Origin of the sequence: Caballeronia cordobensis, from assembly GCF_001544575.2 — a bacterium.
In the GTDB taxonomy this organism is placed as follows: Bacteria; Pseudomonadota; Gammaproteobacteria; order Burkholderiales; family Burkholderiaceae; genus Caballeronia; species Caballeronia cordobensis.
Window position 1 is genome coordinate 312,869 of sequence record NZ_FCNY02000002.1, and the last position, 18,319, is coordinate 331,187.

Consider the following 18,319-nt stretch of genomic DNA (forward strand, 5'->3'; position numbering starts at 1 on the left):
CTGCTGCCTTGTCGATTTCCCTAAATCTCGACGACCTTGTCCCACGCGAAATCCGGATTTTCCCACTGCTGCGTGCGGCGGCTGAAATACCCGCGCGGATTGCACACGACGCGCGTGCCGCCCACGACGTAATCGAACGAGGTATGCGTGTGCCCGTGAATCCACAGTGACGCGGGCGAGCGCGCGAGCGTCGGCAGATGGTTGACGAAGCCCGCCGAGACGAGATCTTCCGCATAGCGCGGCGCGAGACTTTCGCGCATCGGCGCATGATGCGTGACGACGATCGTCTGGCCCGCGAAGGGCTTCGCAAGCTCGGCTTCGAGCCACGCGCGGGCCTGTTCGTGCAGCGCGAGGGAATCGTCGGGCGCGAACTCGCGCGGCTCGCCGTCGGGCTCGGGCCAGGCGAGCTGGATGAGGCCTTTGTAGTCGAGCATGACTTTCGTGCACGCGGCCTTGGCGGCTTCGATCTCGTCAGCGCCCGAGCCGAAGAGCGCGAAGTCGGTCCAGAGCGTCGTGCCGAGCACGCGCCACGCGCCGCGCCGGTCGACCAGCGACGCGTTATTCAGATAGTGCACGTTGTCGACGCTGCGCGCGGCGTCCTGCATCGCCGCTTCCATCGCGCCGAACTCGGCGTCGTAATACTCGTGATTGCCGGGCACGTAGATGACGGGCGTATCGGAATCGAAGTTTTCCGCCGCCCAGCGCAGCCCTTCGGCGTGGTTGTGAATATCGCCCGCCAGGACGACGAGATCGGCCTCGGCATAGGGAATCGCCAGCGGCTCGTCGCATTCGAGATGCAGGTCCGACAGCACGCGAATCTTCATGCGAGGTTCTCCTTGCCAGGCGCGCCGCCAAGGCGCACGACCTTGCCGGGGTTCATCAGATTGTCCGGATCGAGCGCGGCCTTGATGGCCTGCATGAGCCGCACTTCGACGCTCGATTTATAGTGCATCGCTTCATCGACCTTCAACTGGCCGAGCCCGTGCTCCGCGCTGATGCTGCCGCGATGCCGGTGCACCTGGTCGTACACGAGTGCGTTGATCGGCGTCTGATGCTCGACGAGGAACTGCTTCTGATCGACGCCTTCCGGCGCCTGCACGTTGTAATGCAGATTGCCGTCGCCGAGATGGCCGAACGTCACCATGCGCGCGCCGGGCACGGCCTTCGCGATGATCGCATCGGTTTCGTCGATGAAGCGGCCGATGCTCGAAATGGGCACGGCGATGTCATGCTTGATGTTCAGGCCTTCCTCGGCCTGCGCGAGCGGAATGTGCTCGCGCAAGTCCCAGAACGCGCGCGATTGCGCAAGACTCTCCGCGACCACCGCGTTCTCGACGATGCCTTTTTCCAGCGCGTCTTCCATCAGCCGTTCGAAGAGGGCGCGCGCGTGCGCTTCGCTTTCGCTGTCGGAGAGTTCGAGCAGCACGGTTTGCGCGTGCGGCTCGCCGAACGGATAGCGCAGTTGCGGAAAGTGCCGGCCGACGAGGCGCATCGAGAAATCGGACATCAGCTCGAAGCCGGTCAAAAGCGCGCCCGCATGATGTTGCGCCAGCGAAAGAAAGTCGAGCGCGGCGTTCGGCGAGGCGAGCCCGGCGAGCGCCGTGACTTTCGCGACCGGCGCGGGATGCAGCTTCATCACGGCCGCGGTGATGATGCCGAGCGTGCCTTCCGCGCCGATGAAGAGATCGCGCAGATCGTAGCCGGTGTTGTCCTTGCGCAGGCCGCGCAGGCCGTCCCAGATTTCGCCTTGCGGCGTGACGACTTCGAGACCGAGGCATAGCTCGCGCGTGTTGCCGTAGCGCAGCACGCCGGTGCCGCCCGCGTTCGTCGACAGATTGCCGCCGATGGTGCAACTGCCTTCGGCCGCGAGGCTCAGCGGAAAGAGGCGCTGTGCGCTTTGGGCGCGCGCCTGGATCTCGGCGAGCACGACGCCTGCTTCCACGGTGATCGTGTTGTTGTGCGGGTCGATGCCGCGAATGCGGTTGAGTCGCTTCAGGCTGATGACGGCCTGCGCGCCGCTTGCATCGGGCGTCGCGCCGCCGGCGAGTCCGGTGTTGCCGCCTTGCGGCACGATCGCGACGCGATGCTCGCGCGCGAGCCGCACGACCGCGGCGACCTGGTCCGTATCGGCGGGCAGAAGCACGGCGCACGCCTCGCCGCGGTAGCGCTTGCGCCAGTCGACGAGATAGGGCTCGGTATCGGTCGAACTAGTCAGGACGTGCGGCGCGCCGAGCACTTCGGTGCACGCGGCGAGGAAAGCTTGAGATGCGGTCATGAGGAAATGAGCAGAGATCCGGATAGAGCGTCGTAGTCCACAGTATCGCGCAGGCAGGCCCCGTGCGACCCTCGTCCGAATGGCATAGGGTCGCGCGCTGGCCGCCGATTCGTGCTACAAAGCTGCACGCCCCGGCGGATTCGTCGCGAAAAAAGCGGCCAGACTAGCTTTTTTTCGCACGTGCGTTCATGCGCGCCGTTCGCTTGAACGGCGCGACATAGGCGAGCGCACAGACGAAAAACGCCACGGCGAAGAGTGCTTCGAGCCAGGCGAGCGATGCGGACAGCCCCGCATCGGTCATGCCGCGCACGACGCCTTCGGCGAGATAGAGCAGAACGAGCATCGACGCCCATTGCAGCGTGTAAAGGCGCTTGCGCGCGACGCCCGGCAGCGCGCACGCGAGCGGCAGCGCCTTCAGGGCGAGCGCCCACGCGCCGGGACGCAGCGGCGCGAGCCACAGTTCCCAGAGAACCGTGAGCGCGATGAGCGCAACGAGGCTCGCGAGCGCGCCGAATGCGAACGCGGAATTCGGCCGCGATGCCTGCGCGGGGGAACTCATGCCGAACGGGCGCCGCGCACGAGGTTGAGCGCGGTGCGCGCGAGCCGCGCGCCGAGGGCGATGGCGAGCGCTTTCTCGTCGGCGGAGATGCCGTGGCGCTGGTTTTCATCGCCGCCCGCCCGCGCGTGATGCGACGCGCCGTACGGCGTGCCGCCGCTTTGCGTCGTGGTGAGCCGCGATTCAGTGTAAGGGATGCCGACGATCATCATGCCGTGATGCAGCAGCGGCAGCATCATCGAAAGCAGGGTGCTCTCCTGGCCGCCGTGCAGGCTGCCGGTCGAGGTGAAGACGCTCGCGGGCTTGCCGGCGAGCGCGCCGGAGAGCCACTGCGGCGTGGTGCCGTCGAGGAAATACTTGAGCGGCGCGGCCATGTTGCCGAAGCGCGTCGGCGAGCCGAGCGCGAGACCGGCGCATTCTTCGAGATCGCGCAGTTCCGCATAGGGCGGGCCGTCGGCGGGAATGTCGGGTCGCGTGGCCTCGCAGACGGTGGAGACCGGCGGCACCGTGCGCACGCGCGCCTGCATGCCGGGAACGCTGTCGACGCCCTGGGCGATCGCGAGCGCAAGCTCCCGGGTCGCGCCGTGGCGGCTGTAGTAAAGCACGAGGATGTCGTTCATAAGGCTTTTTTAGTGAACGGCTATTATAGGTATTGAGTGATTTTCGTGGCGCGGCGCGGCCTCAGTGCGAACTCGGCGCACGGCGCCGCCACGACGGGAGAAGCGTTTGCAGCATTCCTTCATCGATCTCGCCGCGGTCAGGCGTCTCGCGAGCTTCGTCGCGCGGCGGCTCGGCGAAGACCGCGTGGCGCAGGTGGCGGGCAGCCTCACGTTCACGAGCGTGCTGTCGCTCGTGCCGCTCGCGACCGTCGCCTTCGCGCTCTTCACCGCGTTTCCGATCTTCGGCTCGTTTCAGGCGTCGCTGCAGGATTTTCTCGCCGTGCACCTGATGCCGCCGCAGATCAACGACCAGATCTTCAAGTATCTGAACCAGTTCGCGTCGAAGGCGAAGGGGCTCACGACCGTCGGCATGATCATCCTCTTCGTGACGTCCGTCATGACGATGATGACCGTCGAGTCCGCGTTCAACGTCATCTGGCGCGTGAAGAAGGCGCGGCCGATCGCGCAGCGCGTGCTCGTCTACTGGTCGATCATCACGCTCGGGCCGATTCTCTTCGGCTGCAGCCTGTCGATCTCCTCTTACGTGTTCGCGCATTCGGTCGCGTTCGCGGGTTCGCACAACCTGATGCCGCCGATCGTCGAATGGGCGCTGACCGGCGTCTCGCTGCCGCTCACCGCGCTCGCGTTCACGATCATTTACGTCTACATGCCCAACTGCCGGGTCGAGTGGCGCGACGCGATCGTCGGCGGGATCATCGCGGCGATCGCCTTCGAGCTCGGCAAGCGCGGCTTCGGCTCCTACGTCCGGCGCATTCCAACCTACACGGCCGTGTACGGCGCGTTCGCCGCGCTGCCGGTGTTCCTGCTGTGGGTCTATCTGTGCTGGATGATCGCGCTCGTCGGGGCGATGGTCACGTCCGCGCTGCCCGCGATTCGCACCGGGCAGTATCATCGGCGCGATTTTCCCGGCAGCGATCTGCTCGATGCGCTCGAAATTCTTGCGCGGCTCGTCGAGGCGCGCGACGAGGGCAAGCCCGGCTATACGGCGCTGCAACTCTCCGGCTTCGCGCGCTGCGATCTGGACACGTCCACGCGCCTGATCGCGCGGCTCGATGCGCTCGGCTGGATCGGCCGGCTGGAAGATTCGCGCCAGCCGCGCTATGTGCTGATCGCCAATCCGAGTCAGATCACGGTGACGATGCTGTTCGAGCAGTTCGTGATCGACCGGGCGGAGCTGGAGTACCAGTTGAAGCTCGATGCGGCGCAGGTGGATTGCAGCGCGCTCATGAACGCGCTCGAGAACGAGAAGCTCGAAATCACGCTCGGCTCGCTGATCGCCGCGCGGGCGTCGGCGCTCACGAGCGCGCGCATGCGTGACCTGCCGCGCTCGTCGATGCCCGAGCAGCCCGCGTGACTAGATCGAAATCTTGCCGACGCAGATGTCCTTGAACATCACCCAGTCGCCCATCAGGCTGTAGATGGGGTGGCGAAACGTCGCCGGGCGGTTCTTTTCGAAGAAGAAATGGCCGATCCATGCAAAGCCGTAGCCGCAGACGACGGCCGCGGGCAGCCAGAGCCAGTCGCCGGTCGCGACCGCCATCGCGAGGCAGCCGATCACGCCCAGCGAGCCGACGAAGTGCAGCCTGCGCGAAACGACGTTGCGGTGCTCGTCGAGGTAAAAGGGATAGAACTCGGCGAAATTCGCGAAATGTTCTCCGTGTGCGGTGTGCGCCATGACGGCCTCCCTGATGATGCCTGCCGGTGTCCGATGACGAGCCAGCAAGATTCATTCTGCGACGGTCGTGCGCGCCGTGCAAGCGGGGGCAGCGGGCTTGTGTGGCGCACCGTGCGAGCCGTTCAGTCCGCTTGCGCCTGCGTTTTGGCGCAGCCGAGCGCGAACGCGAAAAGCGCGTCGAGCGTGGCGTCGGGCTGCTCGGACATCAGCGCGTGGCCGGCGTCCAGCTCCACCGTTTGCACGGCCGCGCCTGCCTGCCTGAGCGCGTCCACGAGCGGGCGTGCGGCGCGCGGCGGCGTCATCGCGTCGCGTCTGCCGCTCACGACGCACACCGGGCAGCGCACGGCGGCGGCGCGTTCGAGCGCATCGGCGTAGCTGTTGCAGGCGCTGAAATCGGTATGGAAAAGCTGTGCTTCGCCGCGCAGGCTCACGCGCTCCATCAGCCGCTGATTCACGCCTTGCAGCCAGAAACCCGGCGCGGGGCTCGACGGCTTGGCGGCGATCGTCGAATGCGACCACTGATTCACCATGTCGATCGCTTCGGGCTCGTGCTCGCGGGCGGCGTCGAGCAGCGTGTCGGAGACGTGCATCGGCGCGGCGGTCGCGAGAAGCGCGAGACCCATCGCGCGCGCGGGATGGCGCGCGGCGGCGTCGAGTGCGATCAGCGAGCCCATGCTGTGGCCGACGAAGAGCGCCTTTTGCACGCGCACGGCGTCGAGCACCGCGATCACCCAGTCCGCGAGCGCGCCGATGGTGGACAGCGCGGGTCCGCCGGTGCGGCCGTGGCCCGGCAGGTCGAGCGCGAGCACGCCGAAGCCGTGATGCGCGAAATAGCGCGTTTGCAAGGCCCACACGCTGTGATCGTGCTCCGCGCCGTGAATGAACACGACGGCGGGGCGCGCGGCGTCGAAGCGCTTGCCGCCGGTGTAGGCATACGTCGCGCGGCCTTTCGCGCCTGCCATATCGATGTTCATGCGCGACTCCCGAGCGGCACAGGCGCGTTTGCGTCCTGGCCGCTTTCGGCGGCTTTCTGCGCGGCCTTAAGTCCGCGCCTGAGATCGTCGATGAGATCGTCCGGGTCTTCGAGGCCGATCGACAGGCGCACGCACCCCGGCCCGATGCCCGCGGCCGCGAGCGCAGCGGCATCCATACGGAAGTGCGTCGTCGAAGCGGGATGGATCACGAGCGAGCGCGCATCGCCGACATTCGCGAGATGCGAAAAGAGCGTGAGCGTTTCGATGAACTTGCGCGCCGCCGGCACGCCGCCCTTGATATCGAAGCTGAACACCGCGCCCGCGCCGCGCGGCAGCAGGCGGGCGGCGAGCGCGTGATCGCGGTGCGTCGGCAGTTCGGGATAGGCCACGCCCTCGACCGCCGGCGATTTCAGCAGGAACTCGATCACCTTGCGCGTATTCGCGACATGCCGGTCCATGCGCAGCGGCAAAGTTTCGATGCCTTGCAGCAGTTGCCACGCCGCCTGCGGATGCAGACACGCGCCGAAATCGCGCAGGCCTTCACGGCGGGCGCGCAGCAGGAACGGCGCGACGGTGCTTTCCTCGGCGAACACCATGCCGTGGAAGCCCTCGTAAGGCTCGGTGAATTCGGGGAAACGCCCGCTCGCCGCGAAGTCGAACGTGCCGCCGTCGACGAGCACGCCGCCGATCGTCGTGCCGTGTCCGCCGAGGAATTTCGTCGCGGAGTGATAGACGAGGTCCGCGCCATGTTCGAACGGGCGCAGGAGGTAGGGCGTCGTGAACGTGGAATCGACGAGCAGCGGCACGCCGTGCTCATGCGCGATCTCCGCCACGCCCGCGATGTCGAGCACGTCGAGCCCGGGATTGCCGAGCGTTTCGCCGAAGAAGAGCCGCGTGCCGGGCCGCGCGGCGGCGCGCCACGCGTCGAGGTCGTGCGGCGGCACGAAAGTCGTCTCGATGCCGAAGCGCCGCAGTGTGTAATGCAGCAGATTGTGCGAGCCGCCGTAGAGCGCGCTCGATGCGACCACGTGCGAGCCCGCGCCCATCAGCGTCGCGATCGCCAGATGCAGCGCGGCCTGGCCGCTCGCTGTGCCGATCGCGCCGGCGCCGCCTTCGAGCGCGGCCACGCGTTCCTCGAACACGGCCACGGTCGGATTAGAAATGCGCGAATACACATGCCCCGAGCGCTCCATGTTGAAGAGCGCGGCGGCGTGATCGGAGTCGCGGAACGTGAACGACGTGGTCTGATAGATCGGCGTGGCGCGCGCGCCGGTGGCGGGGTCGGGCGCGGCGCCCGCGTGCAGCGCGAGCGTGTCGAAACGATTGGCTGGCATCATGGGCGGCCGGCGCGCCTGAGGCGGCATGCGGCGAAAATGAGGGTCAATCATCGTAACATCGGATGCGCGCGCCCAAACCTAGGGCGAACGCGCGGCCGCGAATCGTGCAAAGCCTTGTCCGTTCGGCCAGTGCGGGCGATCCGGCGGCGCGCGCGGCTTTCCTTTTGCGGGTCTTTCCGATAGCATCGACTCATCGTTTCATCAACGTTTGGGCACAGGCACCGGCATTTCGCGAGGAGACAGTCATGCGAGTCAGCGACATTCTTAAAGTAAAGGGCAACACGCTGTTCACGGTGACGCCGGACACGCCGGTCTCCGACGCGGTCGACACCATGGCGGCGCACGACATCGGCTCGCTCGTCGTCATGGAGTACGGCGACCTGGTCGGCATGCTGACTTTCCGCGAAATCATCCTGACGCTGCACAACAATGGCGGCGCGGTCGGCACCACGACCATCCGCAAGATCATGGACGACCATCCGCTCACCTGCACGCCGGAAACGGACGTCAACGAAGTGCGCCGCATGATGCTCGAACATCACGTGCGTTATCTGCCCGTCATGGAAAAGCGTCAGCTGATGGGCGTCATCTCGTTCTACGACGTGGCCAAGGCCGTCGTGGAAGAGCAGGGCTTCGAAAATCGCATGCTGAAAGCGTATATCCGCGACTGGCCCGAGCAGCAGGAAGAAGCGCGTTGAAATTTGACGATGTGCCGCGAAGTTCCGCGCTTCGCGGCATTGCCGATATCTTGCGCAGAGTTCATCATTCGCAGCGCGCCGACGGCGCGTTTTTTTTCGTCTGGCCGAGGCGCGTCATGGCGCTTTTCGAGCCCGCTTTCGCTCCATCCGGATTCGTTCGCCCTCGCGATCAACGCCGGACTTCAATATCCCGCAAGACATGAGTGACAAACCGATGCGCGCCGAGTCGCGCACTGCCCGGCGTTCGCACGAAGGCGACAGCCAGTTCCGCCTGATGCGCGAGCGCCGCTTCGCGCCGTTCTTCTGGACGCAATTTCTCGGCGCGATGAACGACAACGTCTTCAAGGTCGGATTCACGTCGCTGGTGACATTCCAGGCCGCGCGCTTTTCCGGCGTCGATCCGAAGACCGCCGCGTTTCTCATTTCCGCGATCTTCATCGTGCCGTTCGTGCTCTTCTCCGCGACCTCCGGCCAGATCGCCGACAAATACGACAAGGCTGTGCTCGCGCGCCTCGTGAAGAGCTTCGAGATCGTCGTGATGCTGATCGGCGGCGCGGGCTTCGTGCTGCACAGCGCTCCGCTGCTCTACGCATGCACGTTTCTGATGGGCGTGCATTCGACCGTGTTCGGGCCGGTGAAATACGCCTATCTGCCGCAGCATCTCGATTCGCACGAGTTGGTCGGCGGCAACGGGCTCGTCGAGATGGGCACCTTCGTCGCGATTCTGATCGGCACGATCATCGGCGGTGCGGCGGCGGGCGCGTCCGAACAGGGCGCGATGTTGCTGGCCGCCGCGTGCATCGCGTTCGCGGTCATCGGGCGCGTCGCGTCGACGTTCGTGCCGAAGTCGGAGGCGTCGCAGCCGGATCTGCGCATCAACTGGAATCCGATTTCCGAGACGTGGCGCAATCTGAAGCTCGCGAAGCAGGACCGCACCGTGTTTCTGAGCCTGCTCGGCATTTCGTGGCTGTGGTTCGTCGGCGCGACCTTTCTGACGTCGTTCTTCAATTTCGCGAAAGACGTGCTGTCGGCCAATCCGGACGTGGTGACGATTCTGCTCGCGACTTTTTCCATCGGCATCGGCACCGGCTCGCTGTTGTGCGAGCGGCTCTCGAAGCGCCGCGTCGAGATCGGCCTCGTGCCGCTTGGGTCGATCGGCATCAGCGTATTCGCGATCGATCTGTTTTTCGCCAGCCACAACATCGCGCCCGCCGGACACCTGCTCGGCGTGCCGGAATTCCTGCAAGTGTGGACGCACTGGCGCATTCTCGCGGACCTGTTCCTGCTCGCGATGTTCGGCGGCTTCTACAGCGTGCCGCTCTATGCGCTGATCCAGGCGCGCAGCCAGCCTACGCACCGCGCGCGCATCATCGCGGCGAACAATATTCTCAACTCGTTCTTTATGATCGTGTCGGCGCTCATGGCGCTCGCGCTCACGTCGTTCGGCGTCGGCATTCCGGGGCTCTTTCTGACGACGGCGCTGCTCAATGTCGTCGTCGCCGTGTATATCTATTCGCTCGTGCCGGAGTTCTTGTTGCGCTTCATCGCGTGGATGCTGGTGCACACGTTCTATCGCATCCGTCTCGTCGATGCCGAGCGCATTCCGTCGCACGGCGCGGCGGTGCTCGTGTGCAATCACGTCAGTTTCGTGGATGCGGTGGTCATCATGGCCGAAAGCCCGCGGCCGATCCGCTTCGTGATGGATCACCGCATCTTTCGCACGCCGGTGCTCGGCCGGCTGTTCCGCCGCGTGAAGGCGATTCCGATCGCGCCCGCGCACGAAGACGCGCGCATGCTCGAACGCGCCTACGACGAATGCGCGAAGGCGCTAAGCGAGGGCGATCTCGTCTGCATCTTTCCCGAAGGGAAGCTGACGCGCGACGGCGAGATGAATCCGTTCCGGCGCGGCATCACGGAAATTCTGAAGCGCCAACCGGCGCCCGTCGTGCCGATGGCGCTGCGCGGGCTCTGGGGCAGCGTGTTCTCGCGCCACGAAGATGCGCAGTGGCCGCGGCCGATGCATCGCGGCGCGATGACGCGCCTCACGCTCGCGGTCGGCGAGCCGATCGCCCCGGAAGACGCGACGCCCGCGTATCTGCAGGACGTCGTGTCGGCCTTGCGCGGCGCGCGGCGTTAAGCCATAACGGGCGGCGCTGGCATAATAGCGGTTTCCCCCGACACTTTTTTTCAGGTCGACGCTCATGTCCGGCAATACCCTTGGCACGCTCTTCACCGTCACGAATTTCGGCGAATCGCATGGACCGGCGATCGGCTGCGTGATCGACGGCTGCCCGCCGGGCATGGCGCTCACGGAAGCCGATATCCAGGTCGAACTGGACCGTCGCCGTCCGGGCACGTCGCGCCACGTCACGCAGCGTCAGGAACCGGATCAGGTCGAGATTCTTTCGGGCGTGTTCGAAGGCGTGACGACGGGCACGCCCATCGCGCTCTTGATCCGCAACACCGATCAGCGCAGCAAGGACTACGGCAACATCGTGGAGACGTTCCGCCCCGGTCACGCGGACTACACCTATTGGCAGAAATACGGTGTGCGCGACTATCGCGGCGGCGGCCGTTCGTCGGCACGCCTGACCGCGCCGACCGTCGCCGCGGGCGCGGTCGCGAAGAAGTGGCTGCGCGAGAAGTTCGGCCTCGAAACCCGTGGATGCATGAGCGCGCTGGGCGAAATCGGAATTCCGTTCGTGGACTGGCAGCACGTTCGCGAGAATCCGTTCTTCTCGCCGAACGCGGAGATCGTTCCGCAGCTCGAGGACTACATGGACAACCTGCGCCGCGACGGCGATTCGGTCGGCGCGCGCATCGAAGTCGTGGCGACGGGCGTGCCCGTCGGTCTGGGCGAGCCGCTCTACGATCGTCTCGACGCCGACATCGCCCACGCGATGATGGGCCTGAACGCGGTGAAGGCGGTCGAAATCGGCGCGGGATTTGCGAGCGTCGAGCAGCGCGGCTCCCAGCATGGCGACGAGATGACGCCCGAAGGTTTCGCGACCAACAACGCGGGCGGCATTCTCGGCGGCATTTCGAGCGGGCAGGACGTCCGGGTGTCGATCGCGATCAAGCCGACGTCGAGCATCCGCACGCCGCGCCAGTCGATCGACAAGGCAGGCGCGCCGGCTACGGTCGAAACCTTCGGCCGTCACGATCCGTGCGTCGGCATTCGCGCGACGCCGATCGCGGAAGCGCTGCTCGCGCTGGTGCTGATGGACCACGCGCTGCGTCATCGGGCGCAATGCGGCGATGTGATCGTCGATACGCCGAAGATCGCCGCGCAGATGCCGGCGAAGTAAAAGAAAAGGGCGCCGGTTTCGGCGCCCTTTGTCCTTTCAGACGTTACATGTTCGGATAGTTGGGCCCGCCGCCTCCTTCCGGCGTGACCCACACGATGTTCTGCGTCGGATCCTTGATATCGCACGTCTTGCAGTGCACGCAGTTCTGCGCGTTGATCTGCAATCGCTCGCTGCCGTCGTCGGACTTGACGAACTCGTACACTGCGGCGGGACAGTAGCGGCTTTCCGGTCCCGCATAGGTGCGCAGGTTCACGTTGACCGGCACGTTCGGATCTTTCAGCGTCAGGTGCGCCGGCTGATTCTCTTCGTGATTCGTGTTCGAGATGAACACCGACGAGAGGCGGTCGAACGTGAGCTTGCCATCGGGCTTCGGATAGACGATCGGCTTGCACTGCGACGCCGGCTTCAGCATCTCGTGATCCCAATGCTGATGGTGCAGCGTCCACGGCACGTTGCCGCCCATCACTTTCTGCTCTAGCCCCACCATGAAGGTGCCGAGGTACAGGCCCTTGCTCATCCACTGCTTGAAGTTGCGCGCGCGATGCAGTTCGGTCTTGAGCCAGGACGTATCGAAGGCTTCGGGATAGGCCGTGAGTTCGTCGTTCTGGCGGCCAGCCTGCACGGCGTCGAAGGCGGCTTCGGCGGCCATCTTGCCGGACTTGATCGCAGCGTGACTGCCCTTGATGCGCGATGCGTTCAGGAAACCCGCGTCGTCGCCCGCGAGCGCGCCGCCGGGGAAGGCGAGCTTGGGCAGCGACATCAAACCGCCCGCCGTGATCGCGCGCGCGCCATAGGAAATGCGCTTGCCGCCTTCGAGGAACGCACGGATCGACGGATGCGTCTTGTAACGCTGGAATTCCTCGAACGGCGACAGATACGGATTCGAATACCCCAGCCCGACCACGAAGCCCACGACCACCTGGTTGTTGTCCATGTGGTAGAGGAACGAGCCGCCGTAGGTATCCGGTTCGAGCGGCCAGCCGGCGGTGTGGATGACGAGACCAGGCTTGTGCTTGACCGGATCGATTTCCCACAATTCCTTGATGCCGATGCCGTACACCTGCGGATCGGAATTCTGGTTGAGCTTGAATTTGTCGATCAGCTGACGGCCGAGATGCCCGCGCGCGCCTTCGCAGAAAAGCGTGTATTTCGCGTGCAGTTCCATGCCGAGCTGGAAGTTTTCGGTCGGCTCGCCGTCTTTGCCCACGCCCATGTTGCCCGTGACGACGCCGCGGACCGAACCGTCTTCCGCGTACAGCACTTCGGCGGCGGGAAAGCCCGGGAAAATCTCGACGCCCAGCGCCTCGGCCTGCTGACCGAGCCAGCGCGTGACATTGGCGAGCGAGATGACGTAGTTGCCGTGATTCTTGAAGTTGTCCGGAAGCAGCCAGTTCGGCACTTGCTTCGCGTCGTTCTGCGACAGGAACAGGAAGCGGTCTTCGGTCACTTCGACATCGAGCGGCGCGCCTTTCTCTTTCCAGTCGGGAATCAGCTCGGAGAGGCCGCGCGGGTCCATCACCGCGCCGGACAGGATATGCGCGCCGACTTCGGAGCCTTTCTCCAGGACGCACACGCCGATCTCGACGCCTTTTTCCTCCGCCAGTTGCTTCAACCGGATGGCCGCCGACAAACCGGCTGGTCCGCCGCCGACGATCACGACGTCGTATTCCATCGATTCGCGGGGACCGTATTGCTCGATGAGGCTCGCCGGGGTCATCAATGCTCCTATGTGCCGTTAGAATGCCCTTTCGGGATCGCGTATTGTCAGGGAAGGTCAGGCGGGCTGCAACCAACCCCACCCCATTTAGCACGATCGTACTATAGTTATGTTGCGATGCGGTATCCGTGTCAACGCTAGCGCTGATACGCCGAATCAACCATAGAACAAGGAAGCACAATGGGCCGTTCGATCAACCTGGAAGGCAAGGTCGCGCTGATTACCGGCGCGTCCAGTGGCTTGGGCAAGCGTTTCGCGCAGGTTTTGTCGTCGGCGGGCGCCAAAGTGGTGCTCGCGAGCCGGCGCACCGAGCGTCTGAAGGAATTGCGCGCCGAGATCGAGTCGTCGGGCGGCGCGGCGCATGTGGTGTCGCTCGACGTGACCGACTATCAGAGCATCAAGGCCGCCGTCGCGCACGCGGAAACGGAAGCGGGCACGATCGACATCCTCGTCAATAATTCGGGCGTGTCGACTACGCAGAAGCTGACGGACGTCACGCCGGCCGACTTCGAATTCGTGTTCGATACGAACGTGCGTGGCGCGTTCTTCGTCGCGCAGGAAGTCGCCAAGCGCATGATCATGCGCGGCAACGGGCCGGCCAAGCCGGCCTATCGCATCATCAACGTGGCGTCGGTGGCCGGTTTGCGTGTGTTTCCGCAGATCGGCGTGTATTCGATGAGCAAGGCCGCCGTCGTGCAGATGACCAAGGCGATGGCGCTCGAATGGGGCCGCCACGGTATCAACGTGAACGCGATCTGCCCGGGCTATATCGACACCGAAATCAATCACCATCACTGGAAAACCGAGCAGGGCCAGAAACTCATTTCGATGCTGCCGCGCCGCCGCGTGGGCTCGCCGGAAGATCTCGACGGCCTGTTGCTGCTGCTATCCGCCGACGAATCGCAGTTCATGAACGGCTCGGTCATTTCGGCCGACGACGGTTTTTCGCTCTGACATTTTCAAACGCAACTGATGACCACGGATAACACCTTTCACACCGTCTTCGACCTGTCCATGCCGATCCGCTGGGGCGACATGGACGCCTTCGGCCACGTCAACAACACCGTCTATTTCCGCTATATGGAGCAGGTGCGGATCTCGTGGTTCGATCAGATCGGCATCACGGGCGGCAACGGCGAGGGCCAAGGTCCGGTGATCGTGAACGCCTCGATGGAGTTTCTGAAGCAGCTTCACTATCCCGGCGACGTGATCGGCCGCATGTCGGTGGGCAAGCCGGGCCGCAGCAGCTTCGATACGCGTTTCGAACTTTTTCGCGCCGATGACCGCGCGACGCTCTACGCGCGCGGCGCCGCGAAGATCGTGTGGATCGACTACGCCGCGGGCAAGTCGGTGCCGATTCCGGATTTCCTGCGGCAGACCATCGAGACGAGCACGCCGGTCGCGCTCTGATCGCGCATTACGTGCCGAGCAGCCGCTGCAGAAGCTCGGTGGCGTTGCCCGTGTCGTACTTTCTCATGAGCCGCGCGCGATAGATATCGACCGTGCGCGGGCTGATGTCGAGCACGCGGCCGATCTGCTTGCTCGTCTTGCCCGTCACGAGTTGCGCGGCGATTTCCCGTTCGCGCGGCGTCAGTTCGATGGCGACCCGCCGCGTCGCGCTCAGATCCTCGAAGGTCCAGACGCCCGCCGCGTGCGGCGCGGCCTGGTCGAGCGCGCGTCCGGTCACGTGGCACCAGAACAGTTCGCCGTTCCTGCGCTTCATGATCCGGTCGTCGCTGTAGGTGCCTGACCGGCTGATATGCGCGGCGATCCGCTCGCCGATGCGCGCGAACTCGTCCGGCGACGGATACAGCACTTCGAACGACTTGCCGATGAGCGCCTCGCGCGCATAGCCGAAGATCGCGCAGAGCTGTTCGTTGCAGTCCTCGATGGAGCGCTCGCGCGAAAGCACGAGCCCGACGGGCGCGAGTTGAAACGCGGTTTGATAATCCAGTGCACGCATGTGAAATCGGGGCCGCGCGCTTCTTGATGCCCGGCAAAAGCAGCCGGGGAACCAAACGCGCGCGGGCAATGACTTATGTATTTTTGCGTATTGTGCCGGATCGACGCGCCAAAGTACTCTTGTGCCACGCCAAAAGGCCGCCTGACGCGCGTGCGACAGCACCGCGGCGGCGTCAATAAGCCGATTTTCAGTTGGTTTCAAACATGGAAGGGACACTCAGATGAACAAGGTCTATCCGAGCGCGAAGGCTGCGCTAGAGGGCATCGTCAAGGACGGGCAGACGTTCGCCGTCGGCGGTTTCGGGCTGTGCGGCATTCCCGAGGCGCTCATCGCCGCGCTGCGCGACACGGGCGTGAAAGACATCACCTGCATCAGCAATAACGCGGGCGTCGACGGCTTCGGCCTCGGTCTCCTTCTGGAGACGCGCCAGATCAAGAAGATGATTTCGTCCTACGTCGGCGAAAACAAGGAGTTCGAGCGGCAATATCTCGCCGGCGAACTCGAACTCGAATTCACGCCGCAGGGCACGCTCGCCGAAAAGCTGCGCGCGGGCGGCTCGGGCATTCCGGCGTTCTTCACGAATACCGGTTTCGGCACCGTGATCGCCGAAGGCAAGGAAACGCGCCAGTTCGGCGAGAACCATTATGTGCTCGAGCATTCGCTCACTGCGGATGTCGGTCTCGTGAAGGCATGGAAGGCCGACAAATCCGGCAACCTGATCTATCGCCGCACGGCGCGCAACTTCAACCCGATGTGCGCGATGGCGGGCAAGATCACCGTCGCCGAAGTGGAAGAAATCGTCGAGGTCGGCGAGCTGGATCCGGACCATATCCACACGCCCGGCATCTTCGTGCAGCGCCTCGTCCTGAATGCGCATCCGGAAAAGCGCATCGAACAACGCATCGTCCGCGCGAAAGGAGAGTAATCATGGCTTGGACTCGTGACCAGATGGCCGCGCGCGCGGCGAAGGAACTGCAGGACGGCTTCTACGTGAACCTCGGCATCGGGCTGCCTACGCTCGTCGCCAATCACGTGCCGGACGGCATGGAAGTGTGGCTCCAGTCGGAAAACGGCCTGCTCGGCATCGGGCCGTCGCCGTATGAGGAAGAAGTCGACGCCGATCTCATCAATGCGGGCAAGCAGACCGTGACCACATTGCCGGGCTCGTCGATTTTCTCGTCGGCGGATTCGTTCGCGATGATCCGCGGCGGCCACATCAACCTGGCGATCCTCGGTGCGATGCAGATCAGCAAGAAGGGCGATCTCGCGAACTGGATGATTCCCGGCAAAATGATCAAGGGCATGGGCGGCGCGATGGACCTCGTCGCCGGCGTGAAGAAGGTGGTCGTGCTGATGGAGCACGTCGCGAAGGGCGACCAGCACAAGATCCTCGAAGAATGCTCGCTGCCGCTGACGGGCGTGGGCGTCGTGGATCGCATCATCACGGATCTCGGCGTGATCGACGTCACCGACAACGGCCTGAAGCTGGTCGAACTGGCGGACGGCGTGACGGTCGAGGAAATCCAGAAGAAGACGGGCGCGCCGCTCGATGTCACGAGCGTGAAGTGACATCGCGCCGCCATTTGGGCGGCATGCGGGCGGTACCAGGCGGTAGGTTCCAGGCGGGCGAGGCTTTCAGGGCTTCGCCCGTTTTGCTTTTGGCGCCATTGGCCGCATGTGACGAGGGGGCGTCCGTTGGGGCTCGTCCGTTCGGCCAGCGCTCGCTCGATGAGACGAAAGGCGCTTTACAATCGTTTGGACTCTTCCACGAGGATATTTTCCATGACCACACCGATCGTCGTCGAACCCGTGCATTCCGATCTTTGCGAGCCGCGCCAGCGCTTCGTGCAATGCGCGAGCCCCGCGGGGCTGCATCGTATCGCCTATACGGAATGGGGCGATCCGGGCAATCCGCGCGTGCTGCTCTGCGTGCACGGACTGACGCGCTCGGGGCGCGACTTCGACAAGCTCGCGCAGGCGTTCGCGCACGACTATCGCGTGGTGTGTCCGGACGTCGTCGGGCGCGGCCTGTCCGACTGGCTTGCCGATCCGCGTTATTACGGCGTGGCGCAGTATGTCGCCGACATGGTCACGCTGATCGCGCGCCTGAACGTGGAGACGGTGGACTGGTTCGGCACGTCGATGGGCGGCCTCATCGGCATGGCGCTCGGCGGTCTGCCCAATACGCCGATCAGGAAGATGCTGCTCAACGATGTCGGGCCGCATATCGAGCCGATCGCGCTGGCGCGCATCGGCGACTATCTTGGCAAGCCCACGCGCTTCGCGTCGCTCGACGAAGGCGTGCGGCATGCGGCGGCGCTCGCGGCGTCGTTCGGGCCGCTGACCGACGAGGAATGGACGAGCATCAACACGCCGCTCCTGCACGAGCGCGATGGCGCATGGGGCTTTCGCTACGACCCGGGCATCGCGGCGCCTTTCGGGGCGGCGACCGAGGAGCAGAACGCGGCCGGCGAGGCGTTCCTGTGGCAGTCGCTGGCGTCGATCAGAACGCCGGTGCTCGTCGTGCGCGGCGAGACGTCGGACTTGCTGTCGCGCGAGACGGTCGCGCAGATGGTCGAGCGGGGCCAGGCCGTGAGCAGCGTCGAAATTCCGGGCGCGGGACATGCGCCGGCGTTTCTCGTCGCCGGTCAGATCGCCGTCGCCAGGGGGTTCTTCCTCGGCGATGGCGGCAGCGGGGCATAATATTGGGCTGAGCGTGCGTCGCTCATGCCGGTTTTTTCATCTTTCATCGATCAGGAACACACAATGGCAGTCATTCGTCATCACGTCGGCCCGCGCCTCTCCGAGACCGCGATCCACAATGGCACGGTGTACCTCGCCGGCCAGATCGCCGAGGACACGGATCAGGACATCACCGGTCAGACGCGCGAAGTGCTCGGTCATATCGACCGCTTGCTCGAAGAAGCGAATAGCGACAAGTCGCATTTGCTGAACGTGCAGATCTATATCGCCGACATGGTGCATTTCTCCGGCATGAACGCCGTCTGGGATGCGTGGGTCGCGGAAGGCAACACGCCGCCGCGCGCCACGGTCGAGTCGAAGCTCGCCAATCCGGCGTGCCTCATCGAAATCTGCGTAATCGCCGCGCAGCGCGGCTGATTTTGCCGTAGTGGTT

Annotated in this window: 19 protein-coding genes; 10 read left to right on the forward strand and 9 right to left on the reverse strand. The window is 64.7% G+C overall.

Translation table 11 applies throughout. The features are described from left to right. Positions 1 to 20 precede the first annotated feature (20 nt). From AWB70_RS04915 to wrbA, 4 genes are all read right to left on the reverse strand, one after another. A complete protein-coding gene (locus AWB70_RS04915) occupies positions 21 to 824 on the reverse strand; it encodes a metallophosphoesterase (protein WP_053567874.1) in 804 nt (267 codons plus the stop codon). Continuing rightward, complete coding sequence (locus AWB70_RS04920) at positions 821 to 2,275, reverse strand: FAD-binding oxidoreductase (protein WP_053567875.1); 1,455 nt, start codon at positions 2,273 to 2,275, stop codon at positions 821 to 823. The genes AWB70_RS04915 and AWB70_RS04920 overlap by 4 nt, the downstream gene beginning before the upstream one ends. A gap of 163 nt (positions 2,276 to 2,438) precedes the next feature. Next, positions 2,439 to 2,834: a DUF2069 domain-containing protein gene (locus tag AWB70_RS04925; RefSeq protein WP_053567876.1), complete on the reverse strand. Its 396-nt coding sequence runs from the start codon at positions 2,832 to 2,834 to the stop codon at positions 2,439 to 2,441. Beyond that, positions 2,831 to 3,451 carry an NAD(P)H:quinone oxidoreductase gene (wrbA, locus tag AWB70_RS04930; RefSeq protein ID WP_014191049.1) on the reverse strand — a complete coding sequence of 207 codons (621 nt, stop codon included), beginning with the start codon at positions 3,449 to 3,451 and terminating at the stop codon, positions 2,831 to 2,833. The genes AWB70_RS04925 and wrbA overlap by 4 nt, the downstream gene beginning before the upstream one ends. Before the next feature lie 106 nt (positions 3,452 to 3,557). On the opposite strand from wrbA, the gene AWB70_RS04935 reads away from it, so the two are divergent. After that, positions 3,558 to 4,865 carry a YihY family inner membrane protein gene (locus AWB70_RS04935; RefSeq protein ID WP_014191050.1) on the forward strand — a complete coding sequence of 436 codons (1,308 nt, stop codon included), beginning with the start codon at positions 3,558 to 3,560 and terminating at the stop codon, positions 4,863 to 4,865. Here the strand turns inward: AWB70_RS04935 and AWB70_RS04940 are convergent, their stop codons facing one another. From AWB70_RS04940 to AWB70_RS04950, 3 genes are all read right to left on the reverse strand, one after another. Continuing rightward, positions 4,866 to 5,186, reverse strand: a complete 321-nt coding sequence (locus AWB70_RS04940) for an Mpo1-like protein (RefSeq protein ID WP_014191051.1) — start codon at positions 5,184 to 5,186, stop codon at positions 4,866 to 4,868. A 122-nt stretch (positions 5,187 to 5,308) separates the two neighbouring features. Continuing rightward, positions 5,309 to 6,160 carry an alpha/beta fold hydrolase gene (locus AWB70_RS04945; RefSeq protein WP_053567877.1) on the reverse strand — a complete coding sequence of 284 codons (852 nt, stop codon included), beginning with the start codon at positions 6,158 to 6,160 and terminating at the stop codon, positions 5,309 to 5,311. Further along, positions 6,157 to 7,494 (reverse strand): O-acetylhomoserine aminocarboxypropyltransferase, encoded by a 1,338-nt coding sequence (locus tag AWB70_RS04950; protein ID WP_053568119.1) that lies wholly within the window; start codon positions 7,492 to 7,494, stop codon positions 6,157 to 6,159. The genes AWB70_RS04945 and AWB70_RS04950 overlap by 4 nt, the downstream gene beginning before the upstream one ends. A gap of 248 nt (positions 7,495 to 7,742) precedes the next feature. On the opposite strand from AWB70_RS04950, the gene AWB70_RS04955 reads away from it, so the two are divergent. From AWB70_RS04955 to aroC, 3 genes are all read left to right on the forward strand, one after another. Continuing rightward, complete coding sequence (locus AWB70_RS04955) at positions 7,743 to 8,195, forward strand: CBS domain-containing protein (protein WP_014191054.1); 453 nt, start codon at positions 7,743 to 7,745, stop codon at positions 8,193 to 8,195. Between the two features lie 199 nt (positions 8,196 to 8,394). Beyond that, the gene (locus AWB70_RS04965; RefSeq protein ID WP_053567879.1) at positions 8,395 to 10,332 is read left to right on the forward strand and encodes an MFS transporter; all 1,938 of its coding nucleotides are present in this window, start codon (positions 8,395 to 8,397) and stop codon (positions 10,330 to 10,332) included. Between the two features lie 64 nt (positions 10,333 to 10,396). Continuing rightward, positions 10,397 to 11,503 carry a chorismate synthase gene (gene aroC / locus AWB70_RS04970; protein WP_053567880.1) on the forward strand — a complete coding sequence of 369 codons (1,107 nt, stop codon included), beginning with the start codon at positions 10,397 to 10,399 and terminating at the stop codon, positions 11,501 to 11,503. A gap of 43 nt (positions 11,504 to 11,546) precedes the next feature. Here the strand turns inward: aroC and AWB70_RS04975 are convergent, their stop codons facing one another. After that, positions 11,547 to 13,220, reverse strand: coding sequence for an electron transfer flavoprotein-ubiquinone oxidoreductase (locus tag AWB70_RS04975; RefSeq protein WP_014191057.1), 1,674 nt, complete (start codon positions 13,218 to 13,220; stop codon positions 11,547 to 11,549). A 180-nt stretch (positions 13,221 to 13,400) separates the two neighbouring features. Here AWB70_RS04975 and AWB70_RS04980 point away from each other — a divergent pair, with 180 nt between their 5' ends. Both AWB70_RS04980 and AWB70_RS04985 read left to right on the forward strand, forming a co-directional pair. Further along, positions 13,401 to 14,174, forward strand: coding sequence for an SDR family oxidoreductase (locus AWB70_RS04980; RefSeq protein WP_014191058.1), 774 nt, complete (start codon positions 13,401 to 13,403; stop codon positions 14,172 to 14,174). Positions 14,175 to 14,192: 18 nt separating this feature from the next. Further along, the gene (locus AWB70_RS04985; protein ID WP_053567881.1) at positions 14,193 to 14,630 is read left to right on the forward strand and encodes an acyl-CoA thioesterase; all 438 of its coding nucleotides are present in this window, start codon (positions 14,193 to 14,195) and stop codon (positions 14,628 to 14,630) included. A gap of 7 nt (positions 14,631 to 14,637) precedes the next feature. Here the strand turns inward: AWB70_RS04985 and AWB70_RS04990 are convergent, their stop codons facing one another. Then, positions 14,638 to 15,183, reverse strand: coding sequence for a LuxR C-terminal-related transcriptional regulator (locus AWB70_RS04990; protein WP_053567882.1), 546 nt, complete (start codon positions 15,181 to 15,183; stop codon positions 14,638 to 14,640). Positions 15,184 to 15,403: 220 nt separating this feature from the next. Here AWB70_RS04990 and AWB70_RS04995 point away from each other — a divergent pair, with 220 nt between their 5' ends. From AWB70_RS04995 to AWB70_RS05010, 4 genes are all read left to right on the forward strand, one after another. Beyond that, a complete protein-coding gene (locus tag AWB70_RS04995) occupies positions 15,404 to 16,108 on the forward strand; it encodes a CoA transferase subunit A (RefSeq protein WP_014191061.1) in 705 nt (234 codons plus the stop codon). Between the two features lie 2 nt (positions 16,109 to 16,110). Beyond that, positions 16,111 to 16,752: a CoA transferase subunit B gene (locus tag AWB70_RS05000; protein WP_053567883.1), complete on the forward strand. Its 642-nt coding sequence runs from the start codon at positions 16,111 to 16,113 to the stop codon at positions 16,750 to 16,752. Between the two features lie 213 nt (positions 16,753 to 16,965). Further along, on the forward strand, positions 16,966 to 17,886 hold the full coding sequence (locus tag AWB70_RS05005) for an alpha/beta fold hydrolase (RefSeq protein ID WP_053567884.1): 921 nt from the start codon (positions 16,966 to 16,968) through the stop codon (positions 17,884 to 17,886). A gap of 63 nt (positions 17,887 to 17,949) precedes the next feature. Further along, on the forward strand, positions 17,950 to 18,303 hold the full coding sequence (locus AWB70_RS05010; RefSeq protein ID WP_053567885.1) for a RidA family protein: 354 nt from the start codon (positions 17,950 to 17,952) through the stop codon (positions 18,301 to 18,303). Positions 18,304 to 18,319: the final 16 nt, after the last annotated feature.

Excerpts from the sequence above, each read along its gene's own strand:
- AWB70_RS04995 (WP_014191061.1), top strand. The coding sequence starts at position 15,404 with ATGAACAAGGTCTATCCGAGCGCGAAGGCTGCGCTAGAGGGCATCGTC.
- AWB70_RS04945 (WP_053567877.1), bottom strand. The coding sequence starts at position 6,160 with ATGAACATCGATATGGCAGGCGCGAAAGGCCGCGCGACGTATGCCTAC.
- AWB70_RS04925 (WP_053567876.1), bottom strand. The coding sequence starts at position 2,834 with ATGAGTTCCCCCGCGCAGGCATCGCGGCCGAATTCCGCGTTCGCATTC.
- AWB70_RS05005 (WP_053567884.1), top strand. The coding sequence starts at position 16,966 with ATGACCACACCGATCGTCGTCGAACCCGTGCATTCCGATCTTTGCGAG.
- AWB70_RS04985 (WP_053567881.1), top strand. The coding sequence starts at position 14,193 with ATGACCACGGATAACACCTTTCACACCGTCTTCGACCTGTCCATGCCG.
- AWB70_RS04990 (WP_053567882.1), bottom strand. The coding sequence starts at position 15,183 with ATGCGTGCACTGGATTATCAAACCGCGTTTCAACTCGCGCCCGTCGGG.
- AWB70_RS04915 (WP_053567874.1), bottom strand. The coding sequence starts at position 824 with ATGAAGATTCGCGTGCTGTCGGACCTGCATCTCGAATGCGACGAGCCG.
- AWB70_RS04920 (WP_053567875.1), bottom strand. The coding sequence starts at position 2,275 with ATGACCGCATCTCAAGCTTTCCTCGCCGCGTGCACCGAAGTGCTCGGC.
- AWB70_RS04940 (WP_014191051.1), bottom strand. The coding sequence starts at position 5,186 with ATGGCGCACACCGCACACGGAGAACATTTCGCGAATTTCGCCGAGTTC.
- AWB70_RS04965 (WP_053567879.1), top strand. The coding sequence starts at position 8,395 with ATGAGTGACAAACCGATGCGCGCCGAGTCGCGCACTGCCCGGCGTTCG.
- AWB70_RS05000 (WP_053567883.1), top strand. The coding sequence starts at position 16,111 with ATGGCTTGGACTCGTGACCAGATGGCCGCGCGCGCGGCGAAGGAACTG.
- AWB70_RS04980 (WP_014191058.1), top strand. The coding sequence starts at position 13,401 with ATGGGCCGTTCGATCAACCTGGAAGGCAAGGTCGCGCTGATTACCGGC.
- AWB70_RS05010 (WP_053567885.1), top strand. The coding sequence starts at position 17,950 with ATGGCAGTCATTCGTCATCACGTCGGCCCGCGCCTCTCCGAGACCGCG.
- wrbA (WP_014191049.1), bottom strand. The coding sequence starts at position 3,451 with ATGAACGACATCCTCGTGCTTTACTACAGCCGCCACGGCGCGACCCGG.
- AWB70_RS04975 (WP_014191057.1), bottom strand. The coding sequence starts at position 13,220 with ATGACCCCGGCGAGCCTCATCGAGCAATACGGTCCCCGCGAATCGATG.
- aroC (WP_053567880.1), top strand. The coding sequence starts at position 10,397 with ATGTCCGGCAATACCCTTGGCACGCTCTTCACCGTCACGAATTTCGGC.
- AWB70_RS04955 (WP_014191054.1), top strand. The coding sequence starts at position 7,743 with ATGCGAGTCAGCGACATTCTTAAAGTAAAGGGCAACACGCTGTTCACG.
- AWB70_RS04950 (WP_053568119.1), bottom strand. The coding sequence starts at position 7,494 with ATGCCAGCCAATCGTTTCGACACGCTCGCGCTGCACGCGGGCGCCGCG.